At 70.6% G+C, this 26,838-nt stretch carries 28 protein-coding genes and 2 tRNA genes; 15 read left to right on the top strand and 15 right to left on the bottom strand.

Going from position 1 to position 26,838, the window contains the following annotated elements; all coding sequences use genetic code 11:
* Positions 1-29: 29 nt before the first annotated feature.
* The 4 genes from ACIPY8_RS11770 to galU all read right to left on the bottom strand — a co-directional run bounded on the left by ACIPY8_RS11770 (position 30) and on the right by galU (position 2,630).
* Positions 30-102, bottom strand: a tRNA-Ala gene (locus ACIPY8_RS11770).
* A 50-nt stretch (positions 103-152) separates the two neighbouring features.
* A complete protein-coding gene (locus ACIPY8_RS11775) occupies positions 153-1,016 on the bottom strand; it encodes a hypothetical protein (protein WP_400818274.1) in 864 nt (287 codons plus the stop codon).
* 70 nt (positions 1,017-1,086) lie between these two features.
* Positions 1,087-1,716, bottom strand: a complete 630-nt coding sequence (locus ACIPY8_RS11780) for a GNAT family N-acetyltransferase (RefSeq protein ID WP_400818277.1) — start codon at positions 1,714-1,716, stop codon at positions 1,087-1,089.
* A 26-nt stretch (positions 1,717-1,742) separates the two neighbouring features.
* A complete protein-coding gene (gene galU / locus ACIPY8_RS11785; protein ID WP_400818279.1) occupies positions 1,743-2,630 on the bottom strand; it encodes a UTP--glucose-1-phosphate uridylyltransferase GalU in 888 nt (295 codons plus the stop codon).
* Between the two features lie 40 nt (positions 2,631-2,670).
* On the opposite strand from galU, the gene ACIPY8_RS11790 reads away from it, so the two are divergent.
* From ACIPY8_RS11790 to mscL, 3 genes are read left to right on the top strand one after another with little or no spacing between them, the layout of a single operon-like run.
* A complete protein-coding gene (locus ACIPY8_RS11790; protein WP_400818282.1) occupies positions 2,671-3,267 on the top strand; it encodes a 5-formyltetrahydrofolate cyclo-ligase in 597 nt (198 codons plus the stop codon).
* Between the two features lie 15 nt (positions 3,268-3,282).
* On the top strand, positions 3,283-3,579 hold the full coding sequence (locus tag ACIPY8_RS11795) for an FmdB family zinc ribbon protein (RefSeq protein WP_400818285.1): 297 nt from the start codon (positions 3,283-3,285) through the stop codon (positions 3,577-3,579).
* Positions 3,580-3,615: 36 nt separating this feature from the next.
* Positions 3,616-4,056, top strand: coding sequence for a large conductance mechanosensitive channel protein MscL (gene mscL, locus ACIPY8_RS11800; protein ID WP_400818288.1), 441 nt, complete (start codon positions 3,616-3,618; stop codon positions 4,054-4,056).
* A gap of 24 nt (positions 4,057-4,080) precedes the next feature.
* Here mscL and ACIPY8_RS11805 read toward each other — a convergent pair whose 3' ends face one another.
* Both ACIPY8_RS11805 and ACIPY8_RS11810 read right to left on the bottom strand, forming a co-directional pair.
* Positions 4,081-4,293, bottom strand: coding sequence for a hypothetical protein (locus ACIPY8_RS11805; protein ID WP_400818290.1), 213 nt, complete (start codon positions 4,291-4,293; stop codon positions 4,081-4,083).
* Positions 4,286-7,954, bottom strand: coding sequence for an AAA family ATPase (locus tag ACIPY8_RS11810; protein ID WP_400818292.1), 3,669 nt, complete (start codon positions 7,952-7,954; stop codon positions 4,286-4,288). Before ACIPY8_RS11810 ends, ACIPY8_RS11805 begins: the two co-directional genes overlap by 8 nt.
* Positions 7,955-8,202: 248 nt before the next feature.
* Here ACIPY8_RS11810 and ACIPY8_RS11815 point away from each other — a divergent pair, with 248 nt between their 5' ends.
* The gene (locus ACIPY8_RS11815) at positions 8,203-8,718 is read left to right on the top strand and encodes a methylated-DNA--[protein]-cysteine S-methyltransferase (RefSeq protein WP_400818294.1); all 516 of its coding nucleotides are present in this window, start codon (positions 8,203-8,205) and stop codon (positions 8,716-8,718) included.
* A 99-nt stretch (positions 8,719-8,817) separates the two neighbouring features.
* Here ACIPY8_RS11815 and ACIPY8_RS11820 read toward each other — a convergent pair whose 3' ends face one another.
* Together ACIPY8_RS11820 and ACIPY8_RS11825 are read right to left on the bottom strand one after the other, a co-directional pair.
* Positions 8,818-10,425: a cation acetate symporter gene (locus tag ACIPY8_RS11820; RefSeq protein WP_400818297.1), complete on the bottom strand. Its 1,608-nt coding sequence runs from the start codon at positions 10,423-10,425 to the stop codon at positions 8,818-8,820.
* Complete coding sequence (locus tag ACIPY8_RS11825) at positions 10,422-10,769, bottom strand: DUF485 domain-containing protein (RefSeq protein ID WP_400818299.1); 348 nt, start codon at positions 10,767-10,769, stop codon at positions 10,422-10,424. The genes ACIPY8_RS11820 and ACIPY8_RS11825 overlap by 4 nt, the downstream gene beginning before the upstream one ends.
* A 110-nt stretch (positions 10,770-10,879) precedes the next feature.
* Here ACIPY8_RS11825 and ACIPY8_RS11830 point away from each other — a divergent pair, with 110 nt between their 5' ends.
* Both ACIPY8_RS11830 and ACIPY8_RS11835 read left to right on the top strand, forming a co-directional pair.
* The gene (locus tag ACIPY8_RS11830) at positions 10,880-11,737 is read left to right on the top strand and encodes a LuxR C-terminal-related transcriptional regulator (protein WP_400818301.1); all 858 of its coding nucleotides are present in this window, start codon (positions 10,880-10,882) and stop codon (positions 11,735-11,737) included.
* Between the two features lie 87 nt (positions 11,738-11,824).
* The gene (locus ACIPY8_RS11835) at positions 11,825-12,181 is read left to right on the top strand and encodes an Lsr2 family protein (RefSeq protein WP_400818303.1); all 357 of its coding nucleotides are present in this window, start codon (positions 11,825-11,827) and stop codon (positions 12,179-12,181) included.
* Between the two features lies 1 nt (position 12,182).
* On the opposite strand, the gene ACIPY8_RS11840 is transcribed toward ACIPY8_RS11835, so the two are convergent.
* Entirely contained in the window at positions 12,183-12,827 is a 645-nt protein-coding gene (locus ACIPY8_RS11840; RefSeq protein WP_400818305.1) for a MarR family winged helix-turn-helix transcriptional regulator, read from the bottom strand.
* Positions 12,828-12,924: 97 nt separating this feature from the next.
* Here ACIPY8_RS11840 and idi point away from each other — a divergent pair, with 97 nt between their 5' ends.
* From idi to ACIPY8_RS11880, 8 genes are read left to right on the top strand one after another with little or no spacing between them, the layout of a single operon-like run.
* Entirely contained in the window at positions 12,925-13,446 is a 522-nt protein-coding gene (idi, locus tag ACIPY8_RS11845) for an isopentenyl-diphosphate Delta-isomerase (protein ID WP_400818307.1), read from the top strand.
* 29 nt (positions 13,447-13,475) lie between these two features.
* Positions 13,476-14,528 carry a polyprenyl synthetase family protein gene (locus ACIPY8_RS11850; RefSeq protein ID WP_400818309.1) on the top strand — a complete coding sequence of 351 codons (1,053 nt, stop codon included), beginning with the start codon at positions 13,476-13,478 and terminating at the stop codon, positions 14,526-14,528.
* A complete protein-coding gene (locus tag ACIPY8_RS11855; RefSeq protein WP_400818310.1) occupies positions 14,525-15,427 on the top strand; it encodes a phytoene/squalene synthase family protein in 903 nt (300 codons plus the stop codon). Before ACIPY8_RS11850 ends, ACIPY8_RS11855 begins: the two co-directional genes overlap by 4 nt.
* Entirely contained in the window at positions 15,424-17,016 is a 1,593-nt protein-coding gene (gene crtI / locus ACIPY8_RS11860) for a phytoene desaturase family protein (RefSeq protein ID WP_400818313.1), read from the top strand. Before ACIPY8_RS11855 ends, crtI begins: the two co-directional genes overlap by 4 nt.
* A complete protein-coding gene (locus ACIPY8_RS11865; RefSeq protein ID WP_400818315.1) occupies positions 17,016-17,360 on the top strand; it encodes a lycopene cyclase domain-containing protein in 345 nt (114 codons plus the stop codon). The genes crtI and ACIPY8_RS11865 overlap by 1 nt, the downstream gene beginning before the upstream one ends.
* Positions 17,357-17,704 carry a lycopene cyclase domain-containing protein gene (locus ACIPY8_RS11870; protein WP_400818318.1) on the top strand — a complete coding sequence of 116 codons (348 nt, stop codon included), beginning with the start codon at positions 17,357-17,359 and terminating at the stop codon, positions 17,702-17,704. The genes ACIPY8_RS11865 and ACIPY8_RS11870 overlap by 4 nt, the downstream gene beginning before the upstream one ends.
* Positions 17,701-18,576 carry a prenyltransferase gene (locus tag ACIPY8_RS11875; protein ID WP_400818321.1) on the top strand — a complete coding sequence of 292 codons (876 nt, stop codon included), beginning with the start codon at positions 17,701-17,703 and terminating at the stop codon, positions 18,574-18,576. Before ACIPY8_RS11870 ends, ACIPY8_RS11875 begins: the two co-directional genes overlap by 4 nt.
* A 55-nt stretch (positions 18,577-18,631) precedes the next feature.
* Positions 18,632-20,818 carry an MMPL family transporter gene (locus ACIPY8_RS11880; protein WP_400818323.1) on the top strand — a complete coding sequence of 729 codons (2,187 nt, stop codon included), beginning with the start codon at positions 18,632-18,634 and terminating at the stop codon, positions 20,816-20,818.
* Positions 20,819-20,821: 3 nt separating this feature from the next.
* Here the strand turns inward: ACIPY8_RS11880 and ACIPY8_RS11885 are convergent, their stop codons facing one another.
* Together ACIPY8_RS11885 and ACIPY8_RS11890 are read right to left on the bottom strand one after the other, a co-directional pair.
* Positions 20,822-21,625, bottom strand: a complete 804-nt coding sequence (locus tag ACIPY8_RS11885; protein WP_400818325.1) for an ABC transporter ATP-binding protein — start codon at positions 21,623-21,625, stop codon at positions 20,822-20,824.
* A complete protein-coding gene (locus tag ACIPY8_RS11890; protein WP_400818328.1) occupies positions 21,622-22,290 on the bottom strand; it encodes a FadR/GntR family transcriptional regulator in 669 nt (222 codons plus the stop codon). Before ACIPY8_RS11890 ends, ACIPY8_RS11885 begins: the two co-directional genes overlap by 4 nt.
* A gap of 156 nt (positions 22,291-22,446) precedes the next feature.
* Here ACIPY8_RS11890 and ACIPY8_RS11895 point away from each other — a divergent pair, with 156 nt between their 5' ends.
* A complete protein-coding gene (locus ACIPY8_RS11895; RefSeq protein WP_400818330.1) occupies positions 22,447-24,090 on the top strand; it encodes a 2-isopropylmalate synthase in 1,644 nt (547 codons plus the stop codon).
* 1 nt (position 24,091) lies between these two features.
* Here the strand turns inward: ACIPY8_RS11895 and ACIPY8_RS11900 are convergent.
* The 4 genes from ACIPY8_RS11900 to ACIPY8_RS11915 all read right to left on the bottom strand — a co-directional run bounded on the left by ACIPY8_RS11900 (position 24,092) and on the right by ACIPY8_RS11915 (position 26,784).
* Positions 24,092-24,165 (bottom strand) — tRNA-Arg (locus ACIPY8_RS11900).
* A gap of 35 nt (positions 24,166-24,200) precedes the next feature.
* Entirely contained in the window at positions 24,201-24,698 is a 498-nt protein-coding gene (locus ACIPY8_RS11905; protein ID WP_400818333.1) for an HNH endonuclease, read from the bottom strand.
* Between the two features lie 325 nt (positions 24,699-25,023).
* A complete protein-coding gene (locus ACIPY8_RS11910; RefSeq protein WP_400818335.1) occupies positions 25,024-25,749 on the bottom strand; it encodes a M23 family metallopeptidase in 726 nt (241 codons plus the stop codon).
* Positions 25,750-26,082: 333 nt separating this feature from the next.
* Positions 26,083-26,784 carry a metal-dependent transcriptional regulator gene (locus ACIPY8_RS11915; protein WP_400818337.1) on the bottom strand — a complete coding sequence of 234 codons (702 nt, stop codon included), beginning with the start codon at positions 26,782-26,784 and terminating at the stop codon, positions 26,083-26,085.
* Positions 26,785-26,838: the final 54 nt, after the last annotated feature.

A 26,838-nucleotide genomic window follows, 5' to 3' on the forward strand; every position in this document is an offset into this window, starting at 1 on the left:
CTGCTGCTCTCGGGGGACCTTCTCACGGGTGGACCTAAGGGGATTCGAACCCCTGACCTCCTCGATGCGAACGAGGCGCGCTACCAACTGCGCCATAGGCCCGTGATGTGTTCAACGTTATCACGCCCGAGGAGGTGTCCGCGCCGCGACGGTCACCCGGCGGCGCGGCGCGCGAGGAGGTCGCGGACGTGCGCCTCGATCTCGGCGTCGTCGACGAACCCCATCGCCGCGTAGGGCGACGGTGCGGGCTTCTCCGCCGCCGGCGCGGGGATGCGCACCGGCGCGGCAGGAGCCATCCGCTCGGCGCGTTCCCGCAGCTCGGCGAGCCGTGCGGCCTTGCGCATCTCCTGCTGGGCGTCGATCTCGGCTCGGGCGACCTGCGCTCGGGAGCCGGCGACCGACACGAGGGGCTCGGGGAGCGGACGAGGCGTCCACGTGGCGGGTCCCTGGTCGTGCAGAGGCGGCGAGACGCGCTCCTCGACCGGCTTCTCGCCGACGACGGTCCGGCGCACGGCGCGGCGGGCCACCGACGCCATCCGCTGCAGCAGCAGGGCGGCCGCGACGATGACGGCTCCGCCCAGCCACACGAGGATCTGGGTCTGCGCGACGACGAGCTGCCAGACGCCGAGCCCGGCGACGGCCAGGCCGACCACCAGGAGCCCGGTGGCGGTCACCCGCACACGTCTGCGCGCACGCGCCTGACGCACGACCGGATCGGCCTTCGCCGCGGCGAGCTGCTGCCGGAGCACGACGAGCTCGGCCGCCTCCTTCTCGGACTGCAGCCGTTTGGCGAGCTTCTGCTGCGCGAGTGCCGTGCGGGCGTTGAGCTCCAGACGCACCTCGTCCGGGGTCTCGCTCGTCTCGGCGAGCACACGCAGCGCCTGGTTGAGTCGCACGGCGTTGCGTTCGGCGGCATCGTACTGGAAGCGTCCACGCCAGGACGGCAGCAGGTAGAGCAGCCACAGGAGCACGGCGACGAGCACGATCACTCCCCCGCTCAGCACCGGCCCGTCCATGTCGACAACGGTACGGGAACAGCGAACCCCAGACCGTGCAGCCGGGGCGCGTGTCGCGGCGCGGTCCGCCTCAGATCGTGAGACGATCCGTCGGCGGCACGTCCGCCGCGTGCACGGGCACCTGGCCGTTGAGCCAGCGTGCGAGGACGCCCTGCGGCACGTCCTCGCGAGTCAGGGCGAACGCGTAGTGGTCCCGCCAGTCCCCGTCGATGTGGATGTAGCGCCGGCGGAGCCCCTCGTAGCGGAAGCCGAGCTTCTGCACCACGCGCAGGCTCGCGGCGTTCTCGGGTCGGATGCAGATCTCCATGCGGTGCAGCCCGTACTCCGTGAAGCACGCGTCCGTCGCGAGGGCCACCGCGGTCGGGGTGATGCCCCTCCCGGCGAAGCGCTCGCTCACCCAGTAGCCGATCGTGGCGGAGCACAGCGACCCGCGGGCGACGCCCCACACGTTCAGCTGACCGGCGATCTCGCCGTCGTGCTCCATGACGAACGGGTAGCCGGCACCGTCGCGGTACTGCTGCAGCAGACGACGGATGCTGAGGCGCATGTCGAAGGAGACGGAGCCGTAGGGCACGGTGGCCTCCCACGGCTGCAGCCACGCCCGGTTCGACAGCAGCTCGTGCTGCAGGGGACGCGCATCGCGCGAGCGCACCAGGCGCAGCTCGATCGCGCCGTGCCGCATCCCCGTGGACTGATCCATCTCCGCGCCCCGACGCCGCGTGCCGCCTACAGGCGTTCCGCGAACTCCTTGAGCCACGGGCGCAGTTCGGGGCCGAGGTCCTCGCGGTCGGAGGCGAGCTGCACGATCGCCTTGATGTAGTCGACGCGGTCACCGGTGTCGTAGCGGCGTCCGCGGAAGATCACTCCCACGACCCCCGGCCCCTCGGGGTCGGTCGCGAGCTCCTGCAGCGCGTCGGTGAGCTGGATCTCGCCGCCCTTGCCCGGCTCCGTGCGCTCGAGGACGTCGAAGATCGAGGCCGGGAGCACATAGCGCCCGATGATCGCGAGGTTGGACGGCGCATCCTCCTGCGCGGGCTTCTCGACCAGGCCCGTGACGCGCACGGCGTCCGATCCCTCGATCTCCTCGACCGCGGCGGCGCCGTACATGTGGATGCTGGCGGGGTCGACCTCCATGAGCGCGATCACGGCTGCACCGGTGCGCTCGTGCTCGGCGATCATCTCCGTGAGCAGCGGGTCGCGCTCGTCCATGAGGTCGTCGCCCAGGAGCACCGCGAACGAGCTGTCGCCGACGTGGGTGCGCGCACGCAGCACGGCGTGGCCGAGCCCCTTGGGCTCTCCCTGACGGACGAAGTGGATGTCGGCGAGGTCGCTCGACTTCATGACGCGCTCGAGACGACCGGTGTCGCCCTTCTCCATGAGCTTGACCTCGAGCTCGGGGACCGAGTCGAAGTGGTTCGAGATCGCGTTCTTGTTGCGCCCGATGATCACGAGGATGTCCTCGATGCCGGCGTTGGCCGCCTCCTCGACGACGTACTGGATCGCCGGCTTGTCGACGACGGGCAGCATCTCCTTCGGCATCGCCTTCGTCGCAGGCAGGAATCGCGTGCCCAGTCCTGCGGCGGGGATGACGGCTTTGATCTTCTGATGGCCCATCCTCACAGCCTACCGGGGCCGCCGCCGTAGACTCGGAGGCATGTCGAACGACGTCGAGCACGAGAAGCGCGCCCTCCGCGCCGAGCTCCGGGAGCGGCGCCAGCTGCTGAGCGAGGCGCAGCGCGAGAGTGCGGCGTCCGCGATCGCCGGACGCCTGGACGACCTGATCGCCGACCTGGGCGCGGAATCGATCTCCTGCTTCCTCTCGACCACGACCGAGCCGGGTACGCGGGACTTCGTCCGCGCGGCGGTGCAGCGCGGCATCCGCGTCCTGCTCCCCGTCACCCGCGGCGACGGTCTGCTCGACTGGGCCGTCGCGACGGACGACGACGAGATCTCCGAGGGGCTGTACGGTCTTCCGGAGCCGACCGGCGAGGTGCTCGGCCCCATCGCCGTGAACGACGTCGACCTCATGATCATCCCCGCGGCGGCGGTCGACCGCACGGGCATGCGCATGGGATGGGGACGCGGATACTTCGACAAGACCATCGGATCCATGGAGAAGTGCCCTCCCGTCTACGCGGTCCTCTATGATTCCGAGGTGCTCGACTCCCTGCCGAGAGAGGTGCACGACCAGCCCGTCACGGGCGTCGTCACCCCCACCCGCACTCTTCTCCTGTCGCCCGAGCGACGCTGACACACCCGAGGACCCATGCCCACCTACGCCTACGCCTGCCGCTCCTGCGGCCACGCCTTCGACGCCGTCCAGAGCTTCTCCGACGACGCGCTGACCGTCTGCCCCGAGTGCGGCGGCGAGCTGCGCAAGCAGTACGGGTCGATCGGAGTCACCTTCAACGGCTCCGGTTTCTACCGCACCGACTCGCGCGGCGGGTCGGGCAGCGGGGCGGCCGCGAAGAAGGACTCCTCATCGAGCACGTCACCGGCGAGCGGCACCTCTTCGACTGCGTCATCGAGCAGTTCGACCCCTGCCGCGGCATCCTCGTCCTGACCATCCCCCGCTCACACCGACCGAACGGAGAATCTCATGCTCAAGGGCTTCAAGGACTTCCTGCTCCGCGGGAACGTCATCGACCTGGCCGTCGCCGTCGTCATCGGCTCCGCGTTCACCGCGATCGTCACCGCCGTCGTGAACAGCGTCATCAATCCGCTCGTGGCCCTGTTCTTCCAGGCTGACGCCGCCGGCGGCTTCGGCCCGCAGATCACGAACATCTACGGCGAGAAGGTCACCTTCCCGATCGGCGACCTCATCTCGGCGATCATCAGCTTCCTCGCCGTCGCCGCCGTCGTGTACTTCGTGTTCGTCCTGCCGATGAACACGTTCAAGAAGCACGTCGAGGCCCGCAAGGGCACCCCCGCCGAGGAGCCGGAGGAGGAGCCCGCCGCCGCGACCGAGGCCGAGCTGCTCGTCGAGATCCGCGACCTGCTCGCACGCAACGCCGCGCGGGACGAGGCCGCGCGCGGCTGACGCCGCGACGGAGCATCCGCTCCGTCAGTAGTGCGGCGGGACGTCGCCGAGCATCCGATCGTCGTTGGGGCCCTTGGGCCCCCGGGGACCGGATGCCGGCGGCTCCCGCCGTTCCGCCGTCTCGGGGGTCGTGTCTGTCCCCTCCACCGGCGTGAGCCGCGCCCGGCGGGACCCTCGCACACGCTCGACCTTCTGCCGCGCGTCCGAGGTCGACGGCTGCCGCGGATCGTCAGTCATGACGCGGATCGACGATGTCGATCGGCTGCGTGTCGTCCTCGGCGCGCACAGCCGACGGCGAGATGCCCAGGACGCCGGCGATCCGCGTCGCCGCCGTGGCGGGGTCGCTGTAGAGATCGAACGCGTGCACGCGCACGTAATGCCATCCGAGACGGCGGAGCACATGCGGACGCAGGCGCAGCGTCTCGCGCAGCGACTCGCCTCGGGTCTCGGGGTCGGACTCGATCACGACCGCCTTGCCGTCGTGCTGCGCGACGAGCGGCAGGAGCCCGCGGTAGTCGACGTCGACCGCGGCGCCGAGGCGTCGCAGCTCGCGTGCGAGCGCCAGGGTCAGCGGGTCCGCGAGATCCTCGAGCCGGGCCTCCCTGCCGCGCGCCGCGAGACCGCCGAGGATCGACATGAGCGTCGCCGCGCCGAACTCGAGGCGGCCGTCGTCGAATGCCGACGGCCGGATCGACGATACGATCACCATCGAGCGCCGCGCGCGCGTCATCCCGACCGTGAGCAGACGCTCGCCGTCGGGCGTGGACAGGTCGCCGAAGTCGCTGAGCACGCGACCGTGCTTCGTGAGCCCGAAGCCGAGGGACAGGATGACGCGGTCACGGCTCTCGGCGACCGACTCCTCCAGCGTGAGCACCGCGAAGGGCTCCGCCGTGTCGCGTCCGACGAAATCAGCGACGTCCGATCGTCCGGCGAACGCCGAGGTCACGGCTGCGCGCACGCGCTCGGCGTGACGGCGACTCGCGGTCACGACCATGAGCGACTCGTCCGGACGGTGCACGGCGTGCTCGACCACGAGCGTCACCACGCGGGCGACCTCCGCATCCGGGCTCTCGACCGCACCCGAGATCGGGTCGGGCGCGCCGGTGCCGCCCTCCACGTAGTCGACGGTCAGGCTGCCACGGCCGAGATACGAGCCCGCCCACGGCAGCGAGACGATCTCTCCGCCGTAGAACGCGTCGTTGATGAGCTCGGCCAGGTCCTCGCCGCCCGCGCGGTAGCTGCGGGTCAGGGTCATCACGGGGAGAAGCTCGGAGAGCCGCTCGAACACCGAGGCGTCGTCGAAGGCGACCTCGGGCTCCCACTCGACGCTCGGATCGACGGCGACGTGGAAGGGCGTCGGCCGCTGCGTCACGGGGTCGCCGAACGCGACGACCTGGCGCGCGCGACGGATCGCCGGCGCCGCCTCGGCGAGATTGATCGCGGCGGCGTCGACGAGCAGCACCGCGTCGAACTCGACGGAGTCGGGGATCTGGGGCACGAGGTACGGCGACGAGATCCACACCGGCGCGAGCACGTCGACCAGGGTCGGCGCCGCGCTGACGATCTCGGCGGTCGTGGTCGTCGGCTGCTTCAGCGCACGACGCAGATGCTGCGACTCCTGCGGTTCGTCGACGATCGCGATCTTCCACTGGTTCGCCAGCTGCCAGGCGAGCAGAGGACCCGCCATCGCGGCATGCGCCTCGTCGACGAGGCGGAAGTCGCGTTCGAGCCGGTCGACCACGGCGGTGTTCGCCCCCAGCAGCGCCCGGTCGTCCTGCAGCGCGCGCTCGAGCAACGACTGCCACCACGCGAACTCGAGCTCATCACCGACACGGTCCTCCGAGACGTGCCGCACCGAGAGCTCGGTGAGGAGCGGCTCGAGTCCGAGGTCGGCGAGACGATCGCGCAGCCGGGCGCGCTCCACGAGGTTGTCGAACACGTCCGACTTGGCGGCCAGACCCGCGAGCGTGCGCACGAGGCGGGCGACGGGCAGCGTGGACAGCGGTTCGCGGCGCCCGAGGGCGACGTCGAGCTCGGCGAGCTCCGCCGCGACGCGCTGCCAGGCGACGTAGACGTCGGCGAGACCGAGCGGGATCTCGGGGGCGACTCCGACCTCGACGCAGCGCTGCCAGTGCGTGCGCTGCGTCTGGATGCGCAGGAGCGCCTCATGCATCTCGGTCACGTGCACCCCGGGGCGCACGTACTCCTTCGCGAGACGCTTGAGGCGACGACGCGTCGCGCTCGACATCCCGGCGGAGTCCCGCCGGGAGCCGTGGGCCTGGATCAGCTCGCCCAGCGGCCGCTCGAAGACGGTCGGGCTGAAGCGATCGAGCGAGTCGCGGATGCCCTGGAGCAGGCGGAGGTACTCCCCGAGCTCGTCGATCGTGGCGAAGGGACGCATGTGCGTCTGCGCGATCAGCGCATAGCCGCGTTCGAGCAGCGCGGGCACGCTGTCGGAGTGCAGACGTCCGGCGAGCTGATGCGCCGCGCGTGCGGCCTCGGTGCTCGTGAACGACACCCCGTACCAGGGCGAGTCGTCCGGGCCGAAGCGGAACTCCCCGAGCCGCGCGGCCTGGGCGAGCGACGCCGCCGCGGAGGCGCGATCGTCCGCGAGACGGCGCAGCGTCTCGGAGCTCAGCCGCGCGGTGGTCGCCGGCGGATGCGGCAGCGACGCGAGCCGGGTCAGGTGGCGTGTCGCGTCGAGGACCGTGGCCCGTGTCCCGGCGACGGGGGCCGTGAGGGATCGACGGTAGTCGCGCAGCACCGTGCGGAGCCGCACGAGCGCATCGTCGACGTCGGACACCTTGGGCGCCGTCGCCTTCTCGTTGCGGCCGATGGCCCGCACGAGATCGCGGCGCACGCTGGCCGGCGACACCGCGAGACTGTCGAGGCCGATGCCCGCGAGGCGGTGGCGCACGCCGTCGAGCGTCGAACGACGGGCGGACACGACGAGCACGCGCTTGCCGCCGCGGACGAGCTCGCCCAGGGCGTTGATCACGGTCTGGGTGCCGCCCGTGCCCGGCAGTGTGGCGACGGTGAGGGAGTGACCGGCGGCGATGCGCGCGAGCACGGCCTCCTGCTCGGCATCCGCGTCGAGAAGCAGGTTGTCGGATGCGGGAGCGCGATCGTCGGGCCCCGTGTGGTGCGGGGCCGGTCGACGGGCCGAGACCTGCTCACGGTCGCCCACGTGCCCCGCGAGCGCGTTGAGGACGAGATGGTCGAGCGTCGAGCCGTCGCGGGACATGGCGCCGCCGACATCGGCGAACGTCGAGACGACGAGGCGCGGCAGCACGGTGAACGTGTCGATCGAGCGTGTGGTGGCACGGAGGCTGTCGATGACCGGCTGGGGCTTGAAGATCCCGCCGTCGTACGCCAGTGCGGCGAGGGCTTCGGCGTCGATCGTGATGCCGAAGTGCTCGCGGGCGATGCGCACGAGCTCCGGATTGACCTCGAACGCACCCTGGAGCTTGAGTTCGAAGTCGGAGTGATGGCGGCGGATGGCGAGCGGGCGCAGGAGCACGGGGGCGGCGAAGTCCGCGCCGCCGATGCGCCACCCGGCGATGCCCACGGCGAGATGCACGGCTTCGATGCCGCGCACGGTGCGCAGCTCGGTGTTCTTGGCGGTGATGCGCTCCGCCGCGAGACGCGCGGTGCGCAACCCGACCTCATCGCGGAACAGGTTGGACAGCAGCGTGGATTTGCCCGTGATGAACTGCGGCAGGCTTCCGGGGTGCGCCTTCGAGATGTCGATGCCGGATTCGACCGTGTCGCGGAAGGTCACGAGCGGCGAGGAGCCGCCGAGGTCGGCGGCCTCGGCGCGCAGACGGGTGCGCTCGGCTTCGGCGGCGTGGGCGACCTCGACGCCGGATGCGGAGTCGTGCAGCTCTCCCAGGGTCACCGAGGCGTCGGTCGCTGCGTCATCCGCAGATCTGCCTTCACGTCGCCACACAACTCACACACTAAGCGCGGCACGCCGCGACGGCGGTATCCCGGGCGGGTTTCACCGCAATTCCGCCGGTCTCGGGGTCCGCGACGGGTTCGCGACCCCTCCTCCACCGGCACCTGGTCCCGACTCGTTCTCCCCGGGCCTCGGGGCACCGGGGCCGCGCGCATCCGTTCGTCGGCGCTGGGCGCCAGGATGGAGGCATGACCTTCCGCTACGACTTCGCTCCGACGCCCTTCGGCGACGCCCTCGCGGTCTTCTCCGACGAGGGCATCGTCCGCTTCGATCTCTCCGAGGCCGACGACCCCTCGGTTCCCTGGCTGCTCGAGGGCGTCGCGCAGCGGCTCCGAGCGGTTCCGGAGCCCGACCCCGGCGCCGCCGAGGAGCTCGTCGCACTGCTCGACGACTACTTCGACGGCGTCCCCGTCGCCTTCCACGAGCGCCTCGCACTCGACTGGCGCCTCGCCGAGGGATTCACCCGCGACGCGCTGCAGACCATCACGACGATCCCGTGGGGCGAGACGTCGAGCTACGGGGAGGTCGCCGCGCTGGCCGGCCATCCCGGGGCGGCCCGAGCCGTGGGCACGGCCTGTCGCAACACCCCGTTCTCGATCATCGTCCCGGTGCACCGCGTCGTGCGCTCCGACGGATCCCCCGGCCACTACGGCGCGCACCCCGAGCGCAAGCGCTATCTGCTCGATCTCGAGAAGCACCGCTGACGCCGCGCGACCGCGACGGGGTGGGAAGACGACGAGGACCCCGACGAGTAGGCCGTCGGGGTCCTCGTGCCGCGGAGCGCGGTCCGGTCGCCGACCGCGCTAGTGGTCGACCGCCTTCTCTGCTCCGAACCCGGTGAGCGAGCGCACCTCCATCTCCGCGGCGAGCGTGCGCGACTCCTTCGTCCGACTGGTCACGGTTCCCAGCCAGCCGAGCAGGAATCCGAGCGGGATCGAGACGATGCCGGGGTTGTTCATCGGCCACAGCACGATGTCGATGCCCGGGATCATCGAGGTCGGCGATCCCGAGAACACCGGGGACAGCACGATCAGGATGATCGCCGCACCGAGCCCGCCGTACATGCTCCACACCGCGCCGCGGGTCGTGAACTTCCGCCAGAAGAGCGAGTAGAGGATCGTCGGGAGGTTCGCCGAGGCTGCGACAGCGAAGGCGAGAGCCACGAGGAACGCGATGTTCTGCCCCTGCGCCCCGATACCGCCCACGATCGCGAGGATGCCGATCACGATCACCGTCCGTCGTGCGACGCGCACCTCCGCGTTCGGGTCGGCCTCGACGGGCTTGCCCTCCGCATCCTTCCTCCCCTTCTGGATGACGTTGGCATAGATGTCGTGCGCGAACGAGGCGGCCGCGGTGATGGTGAGCCCCGCGACGACCGCGAGGATCGTCGCGAACGCCACCGCCGAGATGAAGCCCAGCAGCAGGGGTCCTCCGAGGTGCAGCGCGAGCAGCGGCGCGGCCGAGTTCGGTCCGCCGGGCGCGGCGGCGATCACGTCGGCGCCGACCAGCGCACCGGCGCCGTATCCCAGCACGAGCGTGAGCAGATAGAACCCGCCGATCAGCCAGATCGCCCACACGACCGATCGACGCGCCTCCTTGGCCGTCGGCACCGTGTAGAAGCGCATCAGCACGTGCGGGAGACCGGCCGTGCCGAGCACGAGCGCCATGCCGAGCGACAGGAAGTCCCACGGGTTCGCTCCGTACTGCAGACCCGGTCCGAGGATGGCCTCGCCCTTGTCCGAGTTCGCGACCGCGGCCTCGAGCAGCGTGTTGAGGTTGAACCCGTTGATCGCGAGCACCCAGATCGTCATCGCGAGGGCTCCGCCGATCAGCAGGAACGCCTTCACGATCTGCACCCAGGTCGTGCCCTTCATGCCGCCGATCAGCACGTAGACGATCATCAGCAGACCCACCACGGCGATCACGATCGACTGGCCGACGCGTCCGTCGATGCCGAGCAGCAGCGACACGAGCCCGCCGGCGCCCGCCATCTGCGCGAGCAGATAGAAGAAGCACACCGCGAGCGTCGTGATCGCTGCGGCCATCCGCACCGGCTTCTGCTTGAGCCGGAACGACAGCACGTCCGCCATCGTGAACTTGCCCGTGTTGCGCATGAGCTCGGCCACGAGCAGCAGCGCCACCAGCCAGGCCACGAGGAACCCGATCGAGTAGAGGAAGCCGTCGTAGCCGTTGATCGCGATCGCCCCGCAGATGCCGAGGAAGGACGCAGCCGACAGGTAGTCGCCCGCGATCGCGAAGCCGTTCTGCGGTCCGGTGAACGAACGTCCGGCGGCGTAGTAGTCGGCCGCGGTCTTGTTGTTGCGGCTCGCGCGGATCACGATGAACAGCGTCACCGCGACGAAGGCCAGGAAGATCGAGATGTTGAGGATCGGATTGCTCTCCGCGTTCATGCTCCCTCCTGCGCCTTCTCGAGGTCCTCGCGGATCTCGCTCGCGAGCGGATCGAGCCGGCGATTCGCGAATGCGACATATCCCATCGTGATCGCGAATGTCGTCACGAATTGGCCGAGGCCGAAGAGCAGGCCCACCGTGATGTCTCCCCACACCCGCTGCGACATGAAGTCGGTCGCGAATGCGGCGAGCAGGACATAGACGAAATACCAGACGAGGAAGAACGCCGCGAGCGGGAAGATGAACGATCTCTGCGTTCTCTTGAGAGTGCGGAATCGTGGCGATTCCTCGACGGCGACGTAATCGATCGCACCTGCCGAATCGCCCGTTGTGTGGTCGGTCATGGGGCCTCCTTGCCTCATGGTCGTCGGGCCCGCCCGGTCGTGCCGGGCGGGTGGTAGGGTCGACGCTACGAAACGGGGAACGACGTCGTCACCCCCGAAAGTAGGTAGTCGTGAGCACTGCGGCCGGAATCGAATCCGAGACGGAGCTCGTCGCCAGAGCGGTGCGCGAGCTGGCTCAGCGCACCCGCTTCCCCGTGGCATTCGGCGGGCTGATCGACGAGGGCGTGGTGAGCGTCACGAGCATCGTGGGCAATCGCACCCACAGCCTCGACGGACTGCGGGTACGGCCGGAGCGGGGCCTCGGCGGACGCGCGATGATCGAGCTGCGCCCGCGGATGACCAACGACTACGGCTCCTCCCAGCAGATCACCCACGACTACGACGTGTTCGTGCTCGGAGAAGGGCTGCGCACGCTGCTCGCGCTGCCGATCGTGGTGGCCGGCCGCCCGCGCGGCGTGCTCTACGCCGGCGCGTGGGACCGGACGCCCGAGGACGGCGTGACGACGGCGCCCGCCATGAGCGTCGCGCAGTCCGTGGCGGAGGAGCTGCGCATCCGCGACGAGGTCGCCCGACGTCTGCGCGAGGCGACTCCTGCCGCGGAGGGGGTGGCGCCCCGGCAGCGGGAGGAGCTCCGCGAGAGCTTCGCCGAACTCCGGAGCATCGCCGCGTCCGTGGACGACGCCGACCTGCGCGCGCGCATCGCTCAGGTCGAGAGCAGACTCGTCACGCTCGCGGGCGACACCCCCGCGACGGCGACCGGCCCGGTGCCGACCGTGCACCTGTCGCGGCGCGAGACGGACGTGCTCGCGTGCGCCGCGCTGGGGGCGACCAACGCCGAGATCGCGACTCAGCTGGGATTGCGCGAGGGCACCGTGAAGGCGTATCTCGGAACCGCGATGTCGAAGCTCGACGCCTCGACGAGGCATGCGGCCGTGGCGAAAGCGCGGCGAGCGGGACTGCTCCCCTGATCCGATCGCATTCCGACGGCGGCTGGCGATACGAATTGCGGCGAAATGTCATTGGCGCAATTCGCCACTGGCGGTATCGTCGCTTTCATGGCAAGAAGAATCGTGCATCAGCTGGTCGATGATATCGACGGCAGCGTCCTGGAGGTCGGCGAAGGCGAGACCGTGCATTTCTCGTTGAATGGCGCCTCCTACGAGATCGACCTCAACGGCGCGCACGCGGAGGAATTGCGCGCCGCATTCGAGCCCTACATCTCCGCCGGCCGACGAGCCGGGTCCGCAGCGGCACCTCGGTCGTCGTCGCGATCGGCGTCGCCCCGCAAGCGGGCATCCCGCAACCCCGAGGTCGCGGCCATCCGCGCCTGGGCGAACGACAACGGCTACTCGCTGTCGGAGCGCGGCCGTATCCCCGCACCGGTCGTCGAGGCGTACAACGCCGCGCACTGACTCACTCGGAGGTCGCGTCTCCGGCCTGGGCCCACGGCTCATCCCGGAGCGCGATCTCCTGCGCCATGTCGGTGAGGAACCGGATCACGACATCGCGCTCCTCGGCGGTGAGCCGCGCCGCCGCATAGAACCTCTTCGCCTGCTGCGCGCCCACCGTGTCCATGGCCGCACGCCGGGTCTCCGCCGTGATCGTTATCGCCAGCGCCCGGCGATCCGTCGGATGAGGTGAGCGCACGATGTGCCCGCCCTTCTCCAGCCGATCGAGCAGCTTCGTCGTCGACGCCGTCGAGATGCCCAGGTGCGTGGCGATCCCGCCCGGAGTGGCCACGGCCCCGCGGTTCGCGCACACGATCAGATAGTGCAGCGCCCGCATGTCGGTGTCGTTCAGGCGCATGTAGCGCCGCGACGCGAGCGACAGCTTCTGCTCCGCATCGCGCAGCTCTCCGAGAGCACCCATCAGCGACGCGATCTGCCTCAGGTCCTCGGGCGCCACTCCGGTGCGGTCGATCAGCGCGCTGCGCGGGTCGCTCGCCTCGACGTCGTAGATGGCCGCGTGCGCGAGCCCGTCGGGCGAGATCTCACCGCGCACGGTGGGCACGCCCGAGCCGGCCCCCGGCAGGGGGCTGGCGCCGGCTCCGTCGTTCATGCCATCATGCTACACACCATTGGATTCATGTTATGTTGATAATTAGCCAAGCTAGCGAAATCCGATAGGCGCCGGCGAGACCGAGGAGGCACACTGCATGGACGAGGTCACCCTCCTCTCCCCCGAGGGGATCGCGATCGGCGTGATCGCGAAGGCGGACGTGCACACCACCGACACTCCCCTGCATCTGGCCTTCTCCTGCCACGTGATCGACGACGACGGACGGCTGCTCGTGACGCGCCGCGCGCTCGCCAAGCGCACCTGGCCGGGCGTCTGGACCAACAGCTTCTGCGGGCACCCGCGACCCGGCGAGGAGATGGCGGATGCCGTCGCACGGCGGGCCCGCGAGGAGCTCGGCCTCGACGTGACGGACATCACCCTCGTCGTGCCCGACTACCGGTACCGCGCCGTCGACGCGAGCGGCATCGTCGAGAACGAGATCTGCCCCGTGCACACCGCCCGTATCCGCGGCACGATCGATCCCGATCCCGACGAGGTCGCGGAGTGGGCCTGGGTCGATCCGACCGCCTTCGCCGCAGCCGTCGCGTCGGCCCCCTTCGCTTTCAGCCCCTGGCTCGTCGAGCAGCTCCCCCTGCTGCGTTCCCGCGGGGCGGTCTGACGATGGCGCCGACGGCGATCCACGAGGACATGGGCATTCGGATCGAGGAGGCGCTCCGTCGGCGGTTCACGCATCACGGCGATCACGCCGAGCGCTACGGCGCCGAGTTCGCCGCGCTGTGGCGTGCCGCGGCCGACCACTCGCTGGGCGGGAAGCTCGTGCGCCCGCGTCTGCTCCTCGACATCCACCGCGCCCTCACCGACGAGCCCGCGGTCGAGCCTCCGCTCGCGGCGATCGACGTCGCGGCGCACATCGAGCTGCTGCACTACGCGTTCCTCCTCCACGACGACGTGATCGACGGCGACCTCACGCGCCGCCGGCGTCCCAACCTCATCGGCTCGCTCGCGGCGAGTGCGCCCGACTCGAGCCAGGAGGACGCCCTGCACTGGGCGCGGTCCAGCGCGATCCTCATGGGCGATCTCCTGCTCACGGCGGCCGTGATGGGCTTCGCCCGTGCCGACGTCCCGGAGCAGGTCCGGCTCCGGCTGCTCGACCTCATGGAGCAGACGATCCTCGAGACCGTCGCCGGCGAGCACACGGATGTGGCGCTGAGCCACGGCATCGTCGCCTCCGACCTCGAGACCGTGCTCAGCATGAGCGTCTACAAGACCGCGACGTACTCCTTCTCCCTGCCGCTGCACGCCGCCGCCCTGCTCGCGGGCGCCTCGCCGCGCGCCGAGCGCACGCTCACGACGGTCGGACGGCACATCGGTCTCGCCTACCAGCTGCAGGACGATCTGCTGTGCGTGTTCGGCGACCACCGCGCGCACGGCAAGGATGCGTTCTCCGATCTGCGCGAGGGCAAGGAGACCGCGATCATCGCGTACGCGCGCTCGACCCCGACCTGGCCGCGCATCGAGCGCCGCTTCGGGGCGGCGGATCTGACGCGGCAGGAGGCCGAGGAGATCCGCGATCTGCTCAGGGAGTGCGGCGCCGAGAGCTTCGCCGTCGATCTGATCGGCGATCAGCTCGACGCCGTCCACACGCTGCTCGCCGACGCCGAGCTGTCGGGCGACATCGGCACCGACGCGGCGGGCACGATCCTGCGCACCGTGACCCGACTGGAAGGACGCCAGGCATGAGCGACGCCGGGGGCCCGTCCGAGGAGAGCCTCGGACGTTTCAGCCGCGCGGCCGATACGGCATCCACGGAGGTCATCCGCACGTACTCGACCTCCTTCGGTCTCGCGACCCGGCTGCTCGGCGAGCGTCACCGCCAGCACGTCCGCAACATCTACGCCATGGTGCGCATCGCCGACGAGATCGTCGACGGGGTGGCGGCGCAGGCCGGTCTCGACGCGTCCGCCCAGAGCGAGGCGCTGAGCTCCTACGTCGCGGCGACGCACCGGTCGATGAGGGACGGCTACAGCACCGATCTCGTGCTGCACGCGTTCGCGCGCACGGCGAGGGAGTGCGGCATCGGCGAGGACCTCACGCAGCCCTTCTTCGACTCGATGGCGTCCGACATCGCGGCCCCCACAGACTTCACGGCGTTCGACGCCGCCGCGCACGAGCGCTACGTGTACGGCTCCGCGGAGGTCGTCGGCCTGATGTGCCTGCGGGTCTTCCTGCACGCGGAGACGAGGACGGAGGAGGAGCACGAGGTGCTGCGGCACGGCGCCCGACAGCTCGGAGCGGCGTTCCAGAACGTGAACTTCCTGCGCGACCTCGCCGACGACACCGATCGCCTGCAACGCGGCTACCTCGCGGACTCGGGGCGGCTCACCGACGCGGATCGCGACGAGTGGGTGCAGACGATCCGGACGCAGCTCGACGACGCCCGACGGTCGATCCCGCTCCTTCCGAAGGATGCGCGGGCCGCGGTCCGCAGCGCCCACGCCCTGTTCGAGGCCCTCATGCGTCGCGTCGCCCGCACCCCGGCGGCCGAACTGTACGAGCGGCGGGTCCGCGTGCCGGATCCGATCAAGGCGCTGCTCGCGGCGCGCGCCGCGCTCGTGACCGCCCTGGAGCGCGACCGATGAGCCGCGTCGTCGTGATCGGTGCAGGCGTCGCCGGTCTCGCGACCGCCGGACTCCTCGCCAGAGACGGGCACGAGGTCACCGTCCTCGAGAAGAACAGCCGGATCGGCGGACGGGCCGGCACGGTCGAGCGCGACGGGTTCCGATTCGACTCCGGCCCCTCGTGGTACCTCATGCCCGAGGTCTTCGATCACTTCTTCGAGATGATGGGCACCTCGACCGCGGAGCAGCTCGATCTCACGCTGCTGGACCCCGGGTACCGCGTCTTCCGCGCGCCGACGGCGGAGGGAACCGCCGAGCCGATCACGATCCCGACCGGACGCACCGAGGTCTCGGCGCTGTTCGAGTCGCGGGAACCCGGAGCGGCGGCGCGGCTCGCCGACTACCTCGACTCGGCACACCACGCTCGCACCATGGCCGAACGGTACTTCCTCTACAACCCGTTCACGCGCCTGCGCACGCTCGCGGCGCGCGAGGTGCTCGGAGCGCTCCCCCGGCTCGCCACCCTGCTCCTCACGCGGCTGCAGTCGTTCGCCGCTCGCCGGTTCCGCGACCCCGTGCTGCGGCAGCTGCTCGGCTACCCGGCGGTCTTCCTGGGCACCGACCCGCGCACCGCTCCGGCGATGTACCACCTCATGAGCGCGCTCGATCTGGACGAGGGCGTCAGCTATCCGCAGGGAGGCTTCTGGCGGGTGGTCGATCGCATCGCGCAGACCGCCCTGGACGCCGGGGCGACGATCGTCACGGATGCGGACGTCACGGCGATCCGCACGACGGGCGTCGGTCGCCGTGCGGCGGTCACCGGAGTGGAGTGGCGCGATGCGGACGGCGCGGCGCAGGCGCTCGACGCCGACATCGTCGTCTCGGCCGCCGACCTGCACCACACCGAGACCGCGATGCTGCCCCCGCACCTGCGGACCTACCCGGAGTCGTGGTGGCAGCGGCGCACGAGCGGTCCCGGCGCCGTGCTCGTCATGCTCGGCGTGACCGGCTCGCTCCCCGAGCTCCCGCACCACTCCCTGTTCTTCACGGACGACTGGGACGCCAACTTCGACGCGATCTTCGGAGACCGCCCGGTGATCCCCGCGCCGGCGTCGACGTACGTGTGCCGTCCGAGCGCGACCGACCCGACAGTGGCGCCGGAAGGGCACGAGAACCTCTTCGTGCTGGTCCCGATCCCCGCCGACGTCGAGATCGGCGGCGGCGGTTCGGACGGCACGGGATCGCCCGCCGTGGAACGCGCCGCGGACGCCGCGATCGACCTGATCTCCACCTGGGCGGGCATCGACGATCTGCGCGAGCGCATCGTGGTGCGTGAGACCCTCGGCCCGGCCGACTTCAGCCGCGACTACAACTCGTGGCACGGAGGGATGCTCGGGCCCGCCCACATCCTGTCGCAGAGCGCGATGTTCCGCGCGCAGAACGCCTCGCGGCACGTGGACGGTCTCTACTACGCCGGGGCGACGACCGCACCCGGCGTCGGTGTGCCGATGTGCCTCATCAGCGCCGAGATCGTGCTCAAGCGCATCCGCGGCGATCATTCGAGCGGACCGCTCCCCGTGCCGGCGCCGTCCACGATCGGGGCCGTGTGATGGGCGTCGTCTACCTCGCCGCGCTCCTCGTGACGCTGGGCTGCATGCTGCTGCTCGACCGGAGGTTCCGCCTGTTCTTCTGGCGGGACGCGATCGCCGCGTCGGTCGTCACGCTGGTGGGGCTCGCGTTCTTCCTGGTGTGGGACATCGCCGGCATCGCCGGCGGCATCTTCTTCCGAGGGGAGGGTGTAATCGCGACCGGCGTCCTCCTGGCTCCGGAGCTGCCGCTCGAGGAGCCGGTGTTCCTCGTCTTCCTCGTGGTCTGCACGATGGTGATCTTCACGGGTGCGATCCGCGTTCTGGACGCGCTGCGTCGACGGGCCGGGAGAGGCGGGACCCCATGACCTACCTGCAGCTGTCCGCCTGGTTCACGGGCGCCGCGATCCTCGTGGCGATCCTGCTGACGCTCCTCACGCCGCGCGGCCGCCGTCCACGTCCGGCGGCGATCGCGCTCACGATCACCGTGCTCTTCGCCCTCACCGCCGTGTTCGACACCGTCATGATCGCCAGCGGGCTCTTCCACTACTCCCCCGCGCACCTGCTCGGCGTGCACGTGGGGCTCGCGCCGATCGAGGACTTCGCCTACCCGCTGGCCGGTGCGGTGCTCCTCCCCGCGCTGTGGATGCTGCTCCGCGCCCGTCGTTCCGCGACGGTCACGGCCACGACCGACGAGGAGCACGGCGGATGACGTCCCGGATGACCCGCGACGCCGCGCAGATCCTGCTCTCCTCGCGCCCGATCAGCTGGATCAACACGGCCTTCCCGTTCGCGGCCGCCTACCTCCTCACGACCCGCGAGGTCGACCTCACCCTGGTGATCGGCACGCTGTACTTCCTCGTGCCGTACAACCTGGCGATGTACGGGATCAACGACGTGTTCGACTACGCCTCCGATCTCGCGAACCCGCGCAAGGGCGGCATCGAGGGCGCCCTGCTCTCTCCCCGCATCCACCGCGCGACGCTGTGGGCGGCCGTGCTGTCGAACCTCCCGTTCCTGATCTACCTCGTCATCGTCGGCAGCCCCGCGTCGTGGATCTGGCTCGCGGTGAGCGTGTTCGCGGTGATCGCGTACTCCGCGCCCGGCCTGCGCTTCAAGGAACGGCCGTTCCTCGACTCGACCACCTCGAGCCTGCACTTCGTCACTCCCGCGATCGTGGGCCTCGCCCTCGCGAACGCCGAGGTGACGTCGACGGTCGTGATCGTCCTCGTGGCCTTCTTCCTGTGGGGCATGGCCGCCCACGCCTTCGGCGCCGTGCAGGACATCGCGCCCGACCGCGAGGGCGGCATCGGCTCGATCGCGACCGTGATCGGCGCACGCGCCACCGTGCGACTCGCGATCGGGCTGTGGATCCTCGCCGGTGTCGCGATGCTGTTCACCTCGTGGCCCGGGCCCCTCGCCGCCGTGCTCGCGGTGCCCTACATCGTGAACGCCGCCCCGTGGTGGACCGTGACCGACGACACCTCGGCCGGGACCAACCGCGCCTGGCGCCGGTTCATCGCGCTCAATTACATCGCGGGCTTCCTCGCCACGATGATCCTCATCCTCGCCTGGGTCTCCTGAGCCCCGGCATCCCCCACCCGCACCCCCGCTGTCCCGCCCGTTCCGAGAGGCCCCGATGTCCCGTCCCACGCTCGACCAGATCCCGCCGACCCGCGAACGGACCCGCCGGCACTCGTGGGTCCGCGTGCTGCTGCCGGTCGCGCTGATCCTCGTGTGGCTCGTCGGCGCGGGCCTCGGCGGACCGCTCTTCGGCAAGGTCGATGAGGTCTCGTCGAACGACCAGACCAGCTACCTGCCGAACTCCTCCGACGCCACACAGGTGCAGAAGCTCCTCACGGAGTTCCGCGACAGCGACACGATCCCCGCGATCGCCGTATTCGTCGGCGACGGCCGACTCACGGATGCCGAGCTGCAGACGATCTCGGATGCCGTGGCCGATGCCCCGTCCGTCGAGGGTGTGAGCGACGACGTGTCGCCGGCGCTGACCTCCGACGACGGGGAGGCCGTGCAGGCGTTCATCCCGATCTCGGGCGACGCCGAGCTCGCCGACACCGTGACCGCGCTCGGCGACGAGCTGCGCGCCGCGGCGCCGGACGGGGTCGCGGTGTACATCACGGGGCCCGCCGGCTTCAGCGCCGACCTCGTCGCCGGCTTCGCGGGGATCGACGGCCTGCTCCTGGGCGTCGCCCTGCTCGCCGTGCTCGTGATCCTCGTGCTCGTCTACCGCTCGTTCCTGCTGCCGCTCGTCGTGCTGTCGACGAGCCTGTTCGCGCTGTGCGTCGCCCTGCTCGTGGTGTGGTGGCTCGCGAAGTTCGAGGTCCTGCTGCTGAGCGGCCAGACGCAGGGCATCCTGTTCATCCTGGTGATCGGGGCGGCCACCGACTACGCGCTGCTGTTCGTGGCGAGATTCCGTGAGGAGCTCCGCGTCGCGCAGGACAAGGGCGCGGCCCTCCTGGCCGCCTGGAAGGGCTCGGTCGAGCCGATCGTGGCCTCGGGCGGCACCGTGATCGCCGGACTCCTGTGCCTGCTGCTGAGCGACCTCAAGTCCAACAGCACGCTCGGACCCGTCGCGGCCATCGGCATCGTCTTCGCGATGCTGTCGGCGCTGACGCTGCTGCCCGCGCTCCTGCTGCTGTTCGGCCGCGCCGTGTTCTGGCCGCGGCGCCCGCGTTTCGAGCCGGAGGTCGTGGCGGAGGAGCACGGCATGCGCACCACGGGTCTGTGGGCGCGGCTCGCGGGACTCATCACGAAGCGTCCGCGGGTGATCTGGATCGTCACGACCGTTGTGCTCCTCGCCGGAGCCTCGGGCGTGCTGCAGCTGAACGCGAGCGGCGTCCCGCAGTCCGACCTCGTGCTCGGCGCCTCGGAGGCACGCGACGGGCAGGTCGCCCTGGGAGAGCACTTCCCCGGTGGCTCCGGCAGCCCCGTGTACGTCGTCGTCTCCGAGGACCGACTGCAGGAGGCGGCCGACGTGCTGCTCGCGGACGACCGCGTCGACGGCGTCTCCGTCACCGCGGCCGATTCCCCGAGCGGTTCGGCGCCCGTCACCGCCGAGGGCATCACGGCGGTGGGTCCTCCCGGGACCGCGGCGCCGGAGCCGACGGTCGTCGACGGCGACGTGTTGCTGCAGGGCACGCTCACCGAAGCGGCGGACTCGGATGCCGCGGCGGAGGCGCTCCGCGAGCTCCGTACCCAGCTGCACGAGCACGACGCCCTCGTGGGCGGCGTCACGGCGACAGCCGTCGACACGAACGACGCCTCGATCCACGACCGCACGCTGATCATCCCCGTGATCCTCGTCGTGATCATGCTGATCCTCATGCTGCTGCTGCGGTCGATCCTCGCGCCGGTGCTGCTGATCCTGACCACGGTGCTGTCGTTCGGCACCGCGATGGGCGTCTCGGCGCTCGTGTTCGACGGCGTGTTCGACTTCCCCGGTGCCGACCCCGCCGTGCCGCTCTACGGCTTCGTGTTCCTCGTCGCTCTCGGGATCGACTACAACATCTTCCTCATGACCCGCGTCCGCGAGGAGTCGATCGCGCACGGCACCCGCGAGGGCGTGCTGCGCGGCCTGTCCATCACGGGCGGGGTCATCACGTCGGCCGGGCTCGTGCTGGCCGCCACGTTCGCGGCGCTGTCGGTGATCCCGATCCTGTTCCTCGTGCAGCTCGCGTTCATCGTGGCGTTCGGCGTGCTGCTCGACACGTTCGTCGTGCGGTCGCTGCTCGTCCCCGCCCTGGCGTACGACCTCGGCCGCGTGATCTGGTGGCCGTCGAAGCTCTGGCGGCGCGGGCGCGACTGACGCTCAGACGGCGATCCGACGACGGGCCCTGGCACTCCAGCGCCCGTCGTCGTGCGCCACGTCGATCGGATGCCGGAACGCGGCGCTGATGGTCTCGGAGTCGATCACGGCGCCGATGTCCCCCGCGGCGACGGTGTCGCCGTCGGCGACGATCATGGCGTGCGTCGTCGACTCGGGCAGCTCCTCGAGGTGATGCGTCACGAGGATCGACGCGAGGTCGGGGTGGCCGTGGGCGAGGCCGTCGATCGTCTCGAGCAGCTGCTCGCGCGCGGCCACGTCGAGTCCGGTGGTCGGCTCGTCGAGGAGCAGCAGCGCGGGATCGGCGGCGAGCGCCCGCGCGATCAGGCTACGGCCCCGCTCGCCCTGCGACATGGTCGGCCACCGCGCGTCGAGCCGGTCGTGCAGGCCGACGAGCTCGACGAGGTCGAGGGCGCGCTGCCGCTCGGCGTCCGTCGGCGCCCAGCGCATCTGCCGCTCGATCGTGCCGGTGAACCCCGTGAGCACGACGTCGAGCACGGTGAGATCCGACCGCAGCGGATGCCGAGGGTTGACGTGCCCGATGTGGCGGCGGAGCTCCTGCAGGTCGACCCGCCCGAGCCGGTGCCCGAGCACCTCGACGGTGCCGGTGGTCGGGTGCGTCTGGGCTCCGCAGAAGCCGAGGATCGTGCTCTTGCCCGCACCGTTCGGGCCGAGCAGCGCCCAATGCTCGCCGACCCGGACCGTGAGGTCGATGCCGTGCAGGATCTCGATGCCGTTGCGACGGAACGTGACGCCGTCGAGCGCGAGCACGGTCTGCGGCGCGCTCACGACAGCACCGCCGCGAGGTCGACGAGGTGGCTGCGGCTCTCGGCCGCCGCGGCGCGGGAGTCGCGCGCCGCCACCGCGTCGGCGAGGCGCACGTGCCACAGGTCGTCATCGGCGCCGCCGTCGTCGCCGCGCAGACGCAGCATGTCGATCATGGCCTGACGCAGGCGCGGGGTGAAGCCGTCGAAGAGGTCGAGCAGGATCGGGTTGTGCGCCGCGGCGATGACGCTGCGATGGAAGGCGGTGTCGGCGTCGACGTGCTGCTCGATCCCCGGTGCATGGCCGCGACGTCCGTCGAGGGCGCGGCGGATCGCGCGGAGATCGGCGGCGGTGCGTCGCTCCGCGGCGAGGGCAGCGGCCTCGGACTCGATCGCGATGCGCGCCTCGATCACGCTGACGATGTCGGTGCGGCGGAGCACGGCATCCCAGTCCTCCGGGGCGTCCAGCGCCGTGACGAAGACGCCGGCACCCTGCCGCGTGGAGAGCACCCCGCGGCCGGCGAGCTGACGGATCGCCTCCCGGGCCGTCGACCGGCCGATGCCGAGCTGCGCCGCGAGAGTGGTCTCTCCGGGGAGCTTCTGCCCGAGTCCCCACTCTCCGGAGCGGATTCGATCGAGCAGGATGTCGGCCGCCTGATCCGCGAGCGGCGTGCGCTGTACCTGAGCCATGCTCTCATCCTAGCTTGTCAACTTGTCTGAGGAGTTGTTAGAGTCGCCTCATGCACGGGAACCTCCTCCTTCTCCGCCACGACGGGCCCTAGCCGACCGGCTCCCCCGTCGTGGCGCGCAGAATGGCCGGTCATCCACCCCTCGCAGGAGACCACCATGACCGCCATCCCGTTCCCCACCCTGACCACACCCGCCGGCCCTGTCCCGCCCGACGCTCCCACCTGGAATCGCCAGCGGACCTCCGACATGCCCTCGCACCGCTACGCGTCGGTGTTCGACCGCGTCGAGGTCCCTCTCACCGACCGTCGATGGCCGCACCGCCGGCTGACCGCGGCGCCCCTGTGGGTGCCCGTCGACCTCCGCGACGGCAACCAGGCGCTCTCCGAGCCCATGGACCCCGCCCGCAAGCGCCGCTTCTTCGAGCTCATCGTCGCGATGGGCTACAAGGAGATCGAGGTCGGCTACCCCTCGGCATCGCAGACGGACTACGACTTCGTCCGTCTGCTCGCGGCCTCCGAGCTCGCGCCGACGGACGTCACGCTCGTCGTGTTCACCGCCGCCCGCCGCGACCTGATCGAGCGCACCGTCGCCGCGGTACGCGGCATCCGCAACCCCGTCGTCATCCACGTGTACACGGCCACCGCCCCGACGTGGCGCGACGTGGTGCTCGGCCGCGACCGCGCCGCGCTGAAGGACCTCATCCTCGCCGCCGGCCGCGACGTGCTCGCCCTCGCCCGCGATCTCCCCGACGTGCGTTTCCAGTTCTCCCCCGAGGTCTTCACCCTCACCGAGCCCGACTACGTCCTCGAGGTCTGCGACGCGATGACGACGCTGTGGGATGCCGCCCCCGAGCGTCCCGTCACGCTGAACCTCCCCGCCACGGTCGAGATCGCCACTCCCAACGTCTACGCCGACCAGATCGAGTACATGCACCGCAATCTCGCTCGTCGCGACAGCGTGATCCTGTCGGTGCATCCGCACAACGACCGCGGCACCGGGGTGGCGTGCGCGGAGCTCGCCGTCCTCGCGGGGGCGCAGCGCGTCGAGGGCTGCGTGTTCGGCAACGGCGAGCGCACCGGAAACGTCGACATCGCGACGCTCGCCCTCAACCTCCACGCGCAGGGCGTCGACCCCATGATCGACTTCTCGGACATCGACGAGATCCGACGCACCGTGGAGCACTGCAACGGCATCCCGGTGCATCCACGGCATCCCTACGTCGGCGACCTCGTGCACACGGCGTACAGCGGCACCCACCAGGACGCGATCCGCAAGGGGCTCGCCGCCCACCGACGCCGCGCGGCCGAGACGGAAGTCGACGAACGCGAACTGGCGTGGCGCGTCCCGTACCTGCCCGTCGATCCCGCGGATCTCGGCCGCAGCTACGACGCGGTGATCCGCGTGAACTCGCAGTCCGGCAAGGGTGGGATCGCCTATCTGCTGGAGACGGGCTACGGCGTCTCACTCCCGCGCCGCGTCGAGATCGACATCGCCCGCGCCGTGCAGCAGCGCGCCGACGACCTCGGGGCCGAACTCTCGGCGGCGGACCTGTGGGCGCTGTTCCAGGAGCGGTACCTGCCCGCCGTCCCGCTCGCGCCGACCGCGACCCGCGTCGACGTCACGATCCTGTCGCGGCACTCGTGCCCGCTCCTCGACGGAGGAACCCTCGCGCTCATCGAGTACCGCACAGGCGACCGTGTCCGCTGGGTCGGCGGTCGTGGTGCGGATGCGGCGGCGGCCGAGGCCGCGGCCGTCGATCGCGCGCAGCGGATGCACGACGACGAGCGGGATCGGGCGTGAGTGCCCTCGACTGGATTCGAACCAGCGACCTGCCCTTTAGGAGAGGGCTGCTCTATCCTGCTGAGCTACGAAGGCGTGGGCTCCAGTCTACGGGAACGCCCTCCCGACGCTCACGCCGCGAGGGCGAGGTAGGGCTCCCAGCGCGGATCGCTGCGCTCACTGCCCCGCACGGTCCACGCGGTGCCACGCGGCGGGCGCGGCGTGAAACGCAGCTCCCAGCGCATCTCCTGCGGCGTGCGGTCGCTCTTGACGTTGTTGCACCGCAGACAGCAGGCCACGAGGTTCTCCCAGGAATCCGCCCCTCCGCGCGAACGCGGCAGGATGTGGTCGATCGTCGACGCGGCCTTGCCGCAGTAGCCGCAGCGGTGATCGTCGCGACGCAGGACTCCCCGCCGCGTCACCGGTACCCGTCTGCTCATCGGGATGCGCACGTACCGCGAGAGGACGATGACGGCCGGACGGTCGTAGACCCCGTGGCTGCCCCAGACCGGATCATCCTCGATGTGTTCGACCACCGTCGCCTTGTCGTTCATGACCAGGACCAGGGCTCTCTTGAACGACACGATCGCCAGGGGCTCGTATCCCGCGTTCAGTACCAGTGTGCGCATCGTCATCCTCTCGATCCGCCGGGACGGCTTCCCGGCACTCTCGACTCACACGAAGCCACCGAGGTGGAGCGTTCGCAGGGACGAAAAAAGGCGCTGTCTAGTGACAGCGCCTCATGCGCGCGGCTGCACCGCGGCGCCCCTGCGGACGATGCTGAAGGACGTGACGACCGAGGGCATCCATGGTGCGGATGCTCGGTATTCGATCCATCGGCCTCTCCCGCCTCTGCGACAACGGGTTCAGGCTAACCCATCGTGAAGCGTGCGGGGCCGAACTCCCGGTGAACACTCGAAGGCGTGTCCGCCGAACGGCGATGAAAGGTCGGTGTCAGCCCGCGTTCGCGGCGAGCCAGGCGATCGGCTCGTAGAGACCGCCGTTGACCCAGACCTCGAAGTGGAGGTGGTTGGCGGTGGAGCGGCCGGTGCTGCCCACGAAGCCGATGAGCTGGCCTGCGGCCACGGTCTCGCCGGCCTGCACCTGACGCGATCCGTACGTCATGTGACCGTACGTGGTCTGCACGCGCTGACCGCCGACGACGCTGTCGATCATGACGGCGACGCCGTATCCGCCGATGCTCTCGGCCGACTGGCGGACGACGCCGGCAGCGGCGGCGTAGATCGGGGTCCCCTGCGGGGCGAGCATGTCGGCGCCGTTGTGCGCGCCGCCGACCGTGCGGCTGACGCTGTAGGAACCCTGCGGAAGCGGATAGCGCACCTCGCCCGAGCCGGGCGAGACGAGCGCGTAGTTGCCGATGTCGAAGGACCGGCTGCCGGCGGATGCCGTCGACGCTGCGGCGGCGGCACGGGCGGCCGCGGCCTCCTCGGCCTTCTTCTTCTCGATCTCGGCGGGGGTGGTGGCGCTGAAGGTGCCGCGCGCGAGGGGCGCGGCCGTCGCCTCGGAGGCGACGACGAGCGACTGCGCGTCGACGGCGGCGAGCTGCTGCACGGTCGCCGCGGACTCGCTCGGCTTGGATGCGGCGTACGCGGGGAGCGCGACGGCGGCGACCAGTGCGCCGACCGCGCCGAAGATCGCGACGGAACGCAGAGGCTTCACGACGGTTCGCGCGCTGACCCGTGTGCGAGGGCGACGGGCGACTTCTCGATCTTCAGATGTGTTCGCGGACTGGATGTCTTTGACCAAAACGTGATCCTCCTGCGCCTGCACGCCGGTGGCGTCGGCTCGTCGGCACTCTGCTCTCGTGGCACGTGTGTAGCTCGGGTACTTTGTGCGTGTCACCCAGGAGGACGACGAGCCGGAAAGGCGAATCCCCATGAGTATCGTCCGCGGGCTTCTCGCCGACGACCCGTCCGAGGTTACCGGAAGATAACGGCCCTGTCACCCTGCGAACCTGGCAATCGGCGGACAGCCTCGCTCCGCCCCGCAGAGTCAGGCGGGCTCGCCGACGAGGAAGATGTGCGAGGCGAGCTCGACGGGGAGCTCGAGACCGTCGTCCTTGCCCTCCATCTGGATGAGGACGTATCCCTCGTTGAAGCGGTAGTCACCCTTCGCCCCGGGTACCACGCCCGCCTCGCGGAGCTGCTCGAGGAGCTCGGGGTCGACCTGCGCGGGCTCGGCGAGGCGGCGCACCGTCCCCTCGACGGGTGCACCCGCGGCGTTGAGCTTCTGCACGAGTCCGATGACGCCCTCGTCGAACGTGCGTGCCGGCGCGTCGCCCAGCTGGTCGAGACCCGGGATGGGGTTGCCGTACGGCGACTCGGTCGGGTGTCCGAGGAGCTCGACGAGGCGGCGCTCGACCTGCTCGCTCATGACATGCTCCCACCGGCACGCCTCGTCGTGGACGAACGCCCAGTCCAGACCGATCACGTCGGAGAGGAGGCGCTCGGCGAGACGGTGCTTGCGCATCACGTCGACCGCCTTGCGGCGCCCGGAGTCGGTGAGCTCGAGGGTGCGATCCTCGGACACGACGACGAGACCGTCGCGCTCCATGCGGCCGACCGTCTGCGAGACCGTCGGACCGGAGTGGCCCAGTCGCTCGGAGATCCGCGCGCGCAGAGGCACGATGTTCTCCTCCTCGAGCTCGAGGATGGTGCGGAGGTACATCTCCGTGGTGTCGATCAAGTCCGTCATGTGGCCCTCCGGGTCTTCTTAGGCAAGCCTACATTCCCGCACCGACATCGGGGC

Source organism: Microbacterium sp. NPDC089696, from assembly GCF_044749125.1.
GTDB lineage: Bacteria > Actinomycetota > Actinomycetes > Actinomycetales > Microbacteriaceae > Microbacterium.

Excerpts from the sequence above, each read along its gene's own strand:
- ACIPY8_RS11855 (WP_400818310.1), top strand. The coding sequence starts at position 14,525 with ATGAGCGACGCCGGGGGCCCGTCCGAGGAGAGCCTCGGACGTTTCAGC.
- galU (WP_400818279.1), bottom strand. The coding sequence starts at position 2,630 with ATGGGCCATCAGAAGATCAAAGCCGTCATCCCCGCCGCAGGACTGGGC.
- ACIPY8_RS11795 (WP_400818285.1), top strand. The coding sequence starts at position 3,283 with ATGCCCACCTACGCCTACGCCTGCCGCTCCTGCGGCCACGCCTTCGAC.
- ACIPY8_RS11875 (WP_400818321.1), top strand. The coding sequence starts at position 17,701 with ATGACGTCCCGGATGACCCGCGACGCCGCGCAGATCCTGCTCTCCTCG.
- mscL (WP_400818288.1), top strand. The coding sequence starts at position 3,616 with ATGCTCAAGGGCTTCAAGGACTTCCTGCTCCGCGGGAACGTCATCGAC.
- ACIPY8_RS11905 (WP_400818333.1), bottom strand. The coding sequence starts at position 24,698 with ATGCGCACACTGGTACTGAACGCGGGATACGAGCCCCTGGCGATCGTG.
- ACIPY8_RS11870 (WP_400818318.1), top strand. The coding sequence starts at position 17,357 with ATGACCTACCTGCAGCTGTCCGCCTGGTTCACGGGCGCCGCGATCCTC.
- ACIPY8_RS11775 (WP_400818274.1), bottom strand. The coding sequence starts at position 1,016 with ATGGACGGGCCGGTGCTGAGCGGGGGAGTGATCGTGCTCGTCGCCGTG.
- idi (WP_400818307.1), top strand. The coding sequence starts at position 12,925 with ATGGACGAGGTCACCCTCCTCTCCCCCGAGGGGATCGCGATCGGCGTG.
- ACIPY8_RS11850 (WP_400818309.1), top strand. The coding sequence starts at position 13,476 with ATGGGCATTCGGATCGAGGAGGCGCTCCGTCGGCGGTTCACGCATCAC.
- ACIPY8_RS11805 (WP_400818290.1), bottom strand. The coding sequence starts at position 4,293 with ATGACTGACGATCCGCGGCAGCCGTCGACCTCGGACGCGCGGCAGAAG.
- ACIPY8_RS11890 (WP_400818328.1), bottom strand. The coding sequence starts at position 22,290 with ATGGCTCAGGTACAGCGCACGCCGCTCGCGGATCAGGCGGCCGACATC.
- ACIPY8_RS11820 (WP_400818297.1), bottom strand. The coding sequence starts at position 10,425 with ATGAACGCGGAGAGCAATCCGATCCTCAACATCTCGATCTTCCTGGCC.
- ACIPY8_RS11790 (WP_400818282.1), top strand. The coding sequence starts at position 2,671 with ATGTCGAACGACGTCGAGCACGAGAAGCGCGCCCTCCGCGCCGAGCTC.
- ACIPY8_RS11835 (WP_400818303.1), top strand. The coding sequence starts at position 11,825 with ATGGCAAGAAGAATCGTGCATCAGCTGGTCGATGATATCGACGGCAGC.
- ACIPY8_RS11865 (WP_400818315.1), top strand. The coding sequence starts at position 17,016 with ATGGGCGTCGTCTACCTCGCCGCGCTCCTCGTGACGCTGGGCTGCATG.
- ACIPY8_RS11915 (WP_400818337.1), bottom strand. The coding sequence starts at position 26,784 with ATGACGGACTTGATCGACACCACGGAGATGTACCTCCGCACCATCCTC.
- ACIPY8_RS11880 (WP_400818323.1), top strand. The coding sequence starts at position 18,632 with ATGTCCCGTCCCACGCTCGACCAGATCCCGCCGACCCGCGAACGGACC.
- ACIPY8_RS11780 (WP_400818277.1), bottom strand. The coding sequence starts at position 1,716 with ATGGATCAGTCCACGGGGATGCGGCACGGCGCGATCGAGCTGCGCCTG.
- ACIPY8_RS11815 (WP_400818294.1), top strand. The coding sequence starts at position 8,203 with ATGACCTTCCGCTACGACTTCGCTCCGACGCCCTTCGGCGACGCCCTC.
- ACIPY8_RS11895 (WP_400818330.1), top strand. The coding sequence starts at position 22,447 with ATGACCGCCATCCCGTTCCCCACCCTGACCACACCCGCCGGCCCTGTC.
- ACIPY8_RS11825 (WP_400818299.1), bottom strand. The coding sequence starts at position 10,769 with ATGACCGACCACACAACGGGCGATTCGGCAGGTGCGATCGATTACGTC.
- ACIPY8_RS11840 (WP_400818305.1), bottom strand. The coding sequence starts at position 12,827 with ATGAACGACGGAGCCGGCGCCAGCCCCCTGCCGGGGGCCGGCTCGGGC.
- crtI (WP_400818313.1), top strand. The coding sequence starts at position 15,424 with ATGAGCCGCGTCGTCGTGATCGGTGCAGGCGTCGCCGGTCTCGCGACC.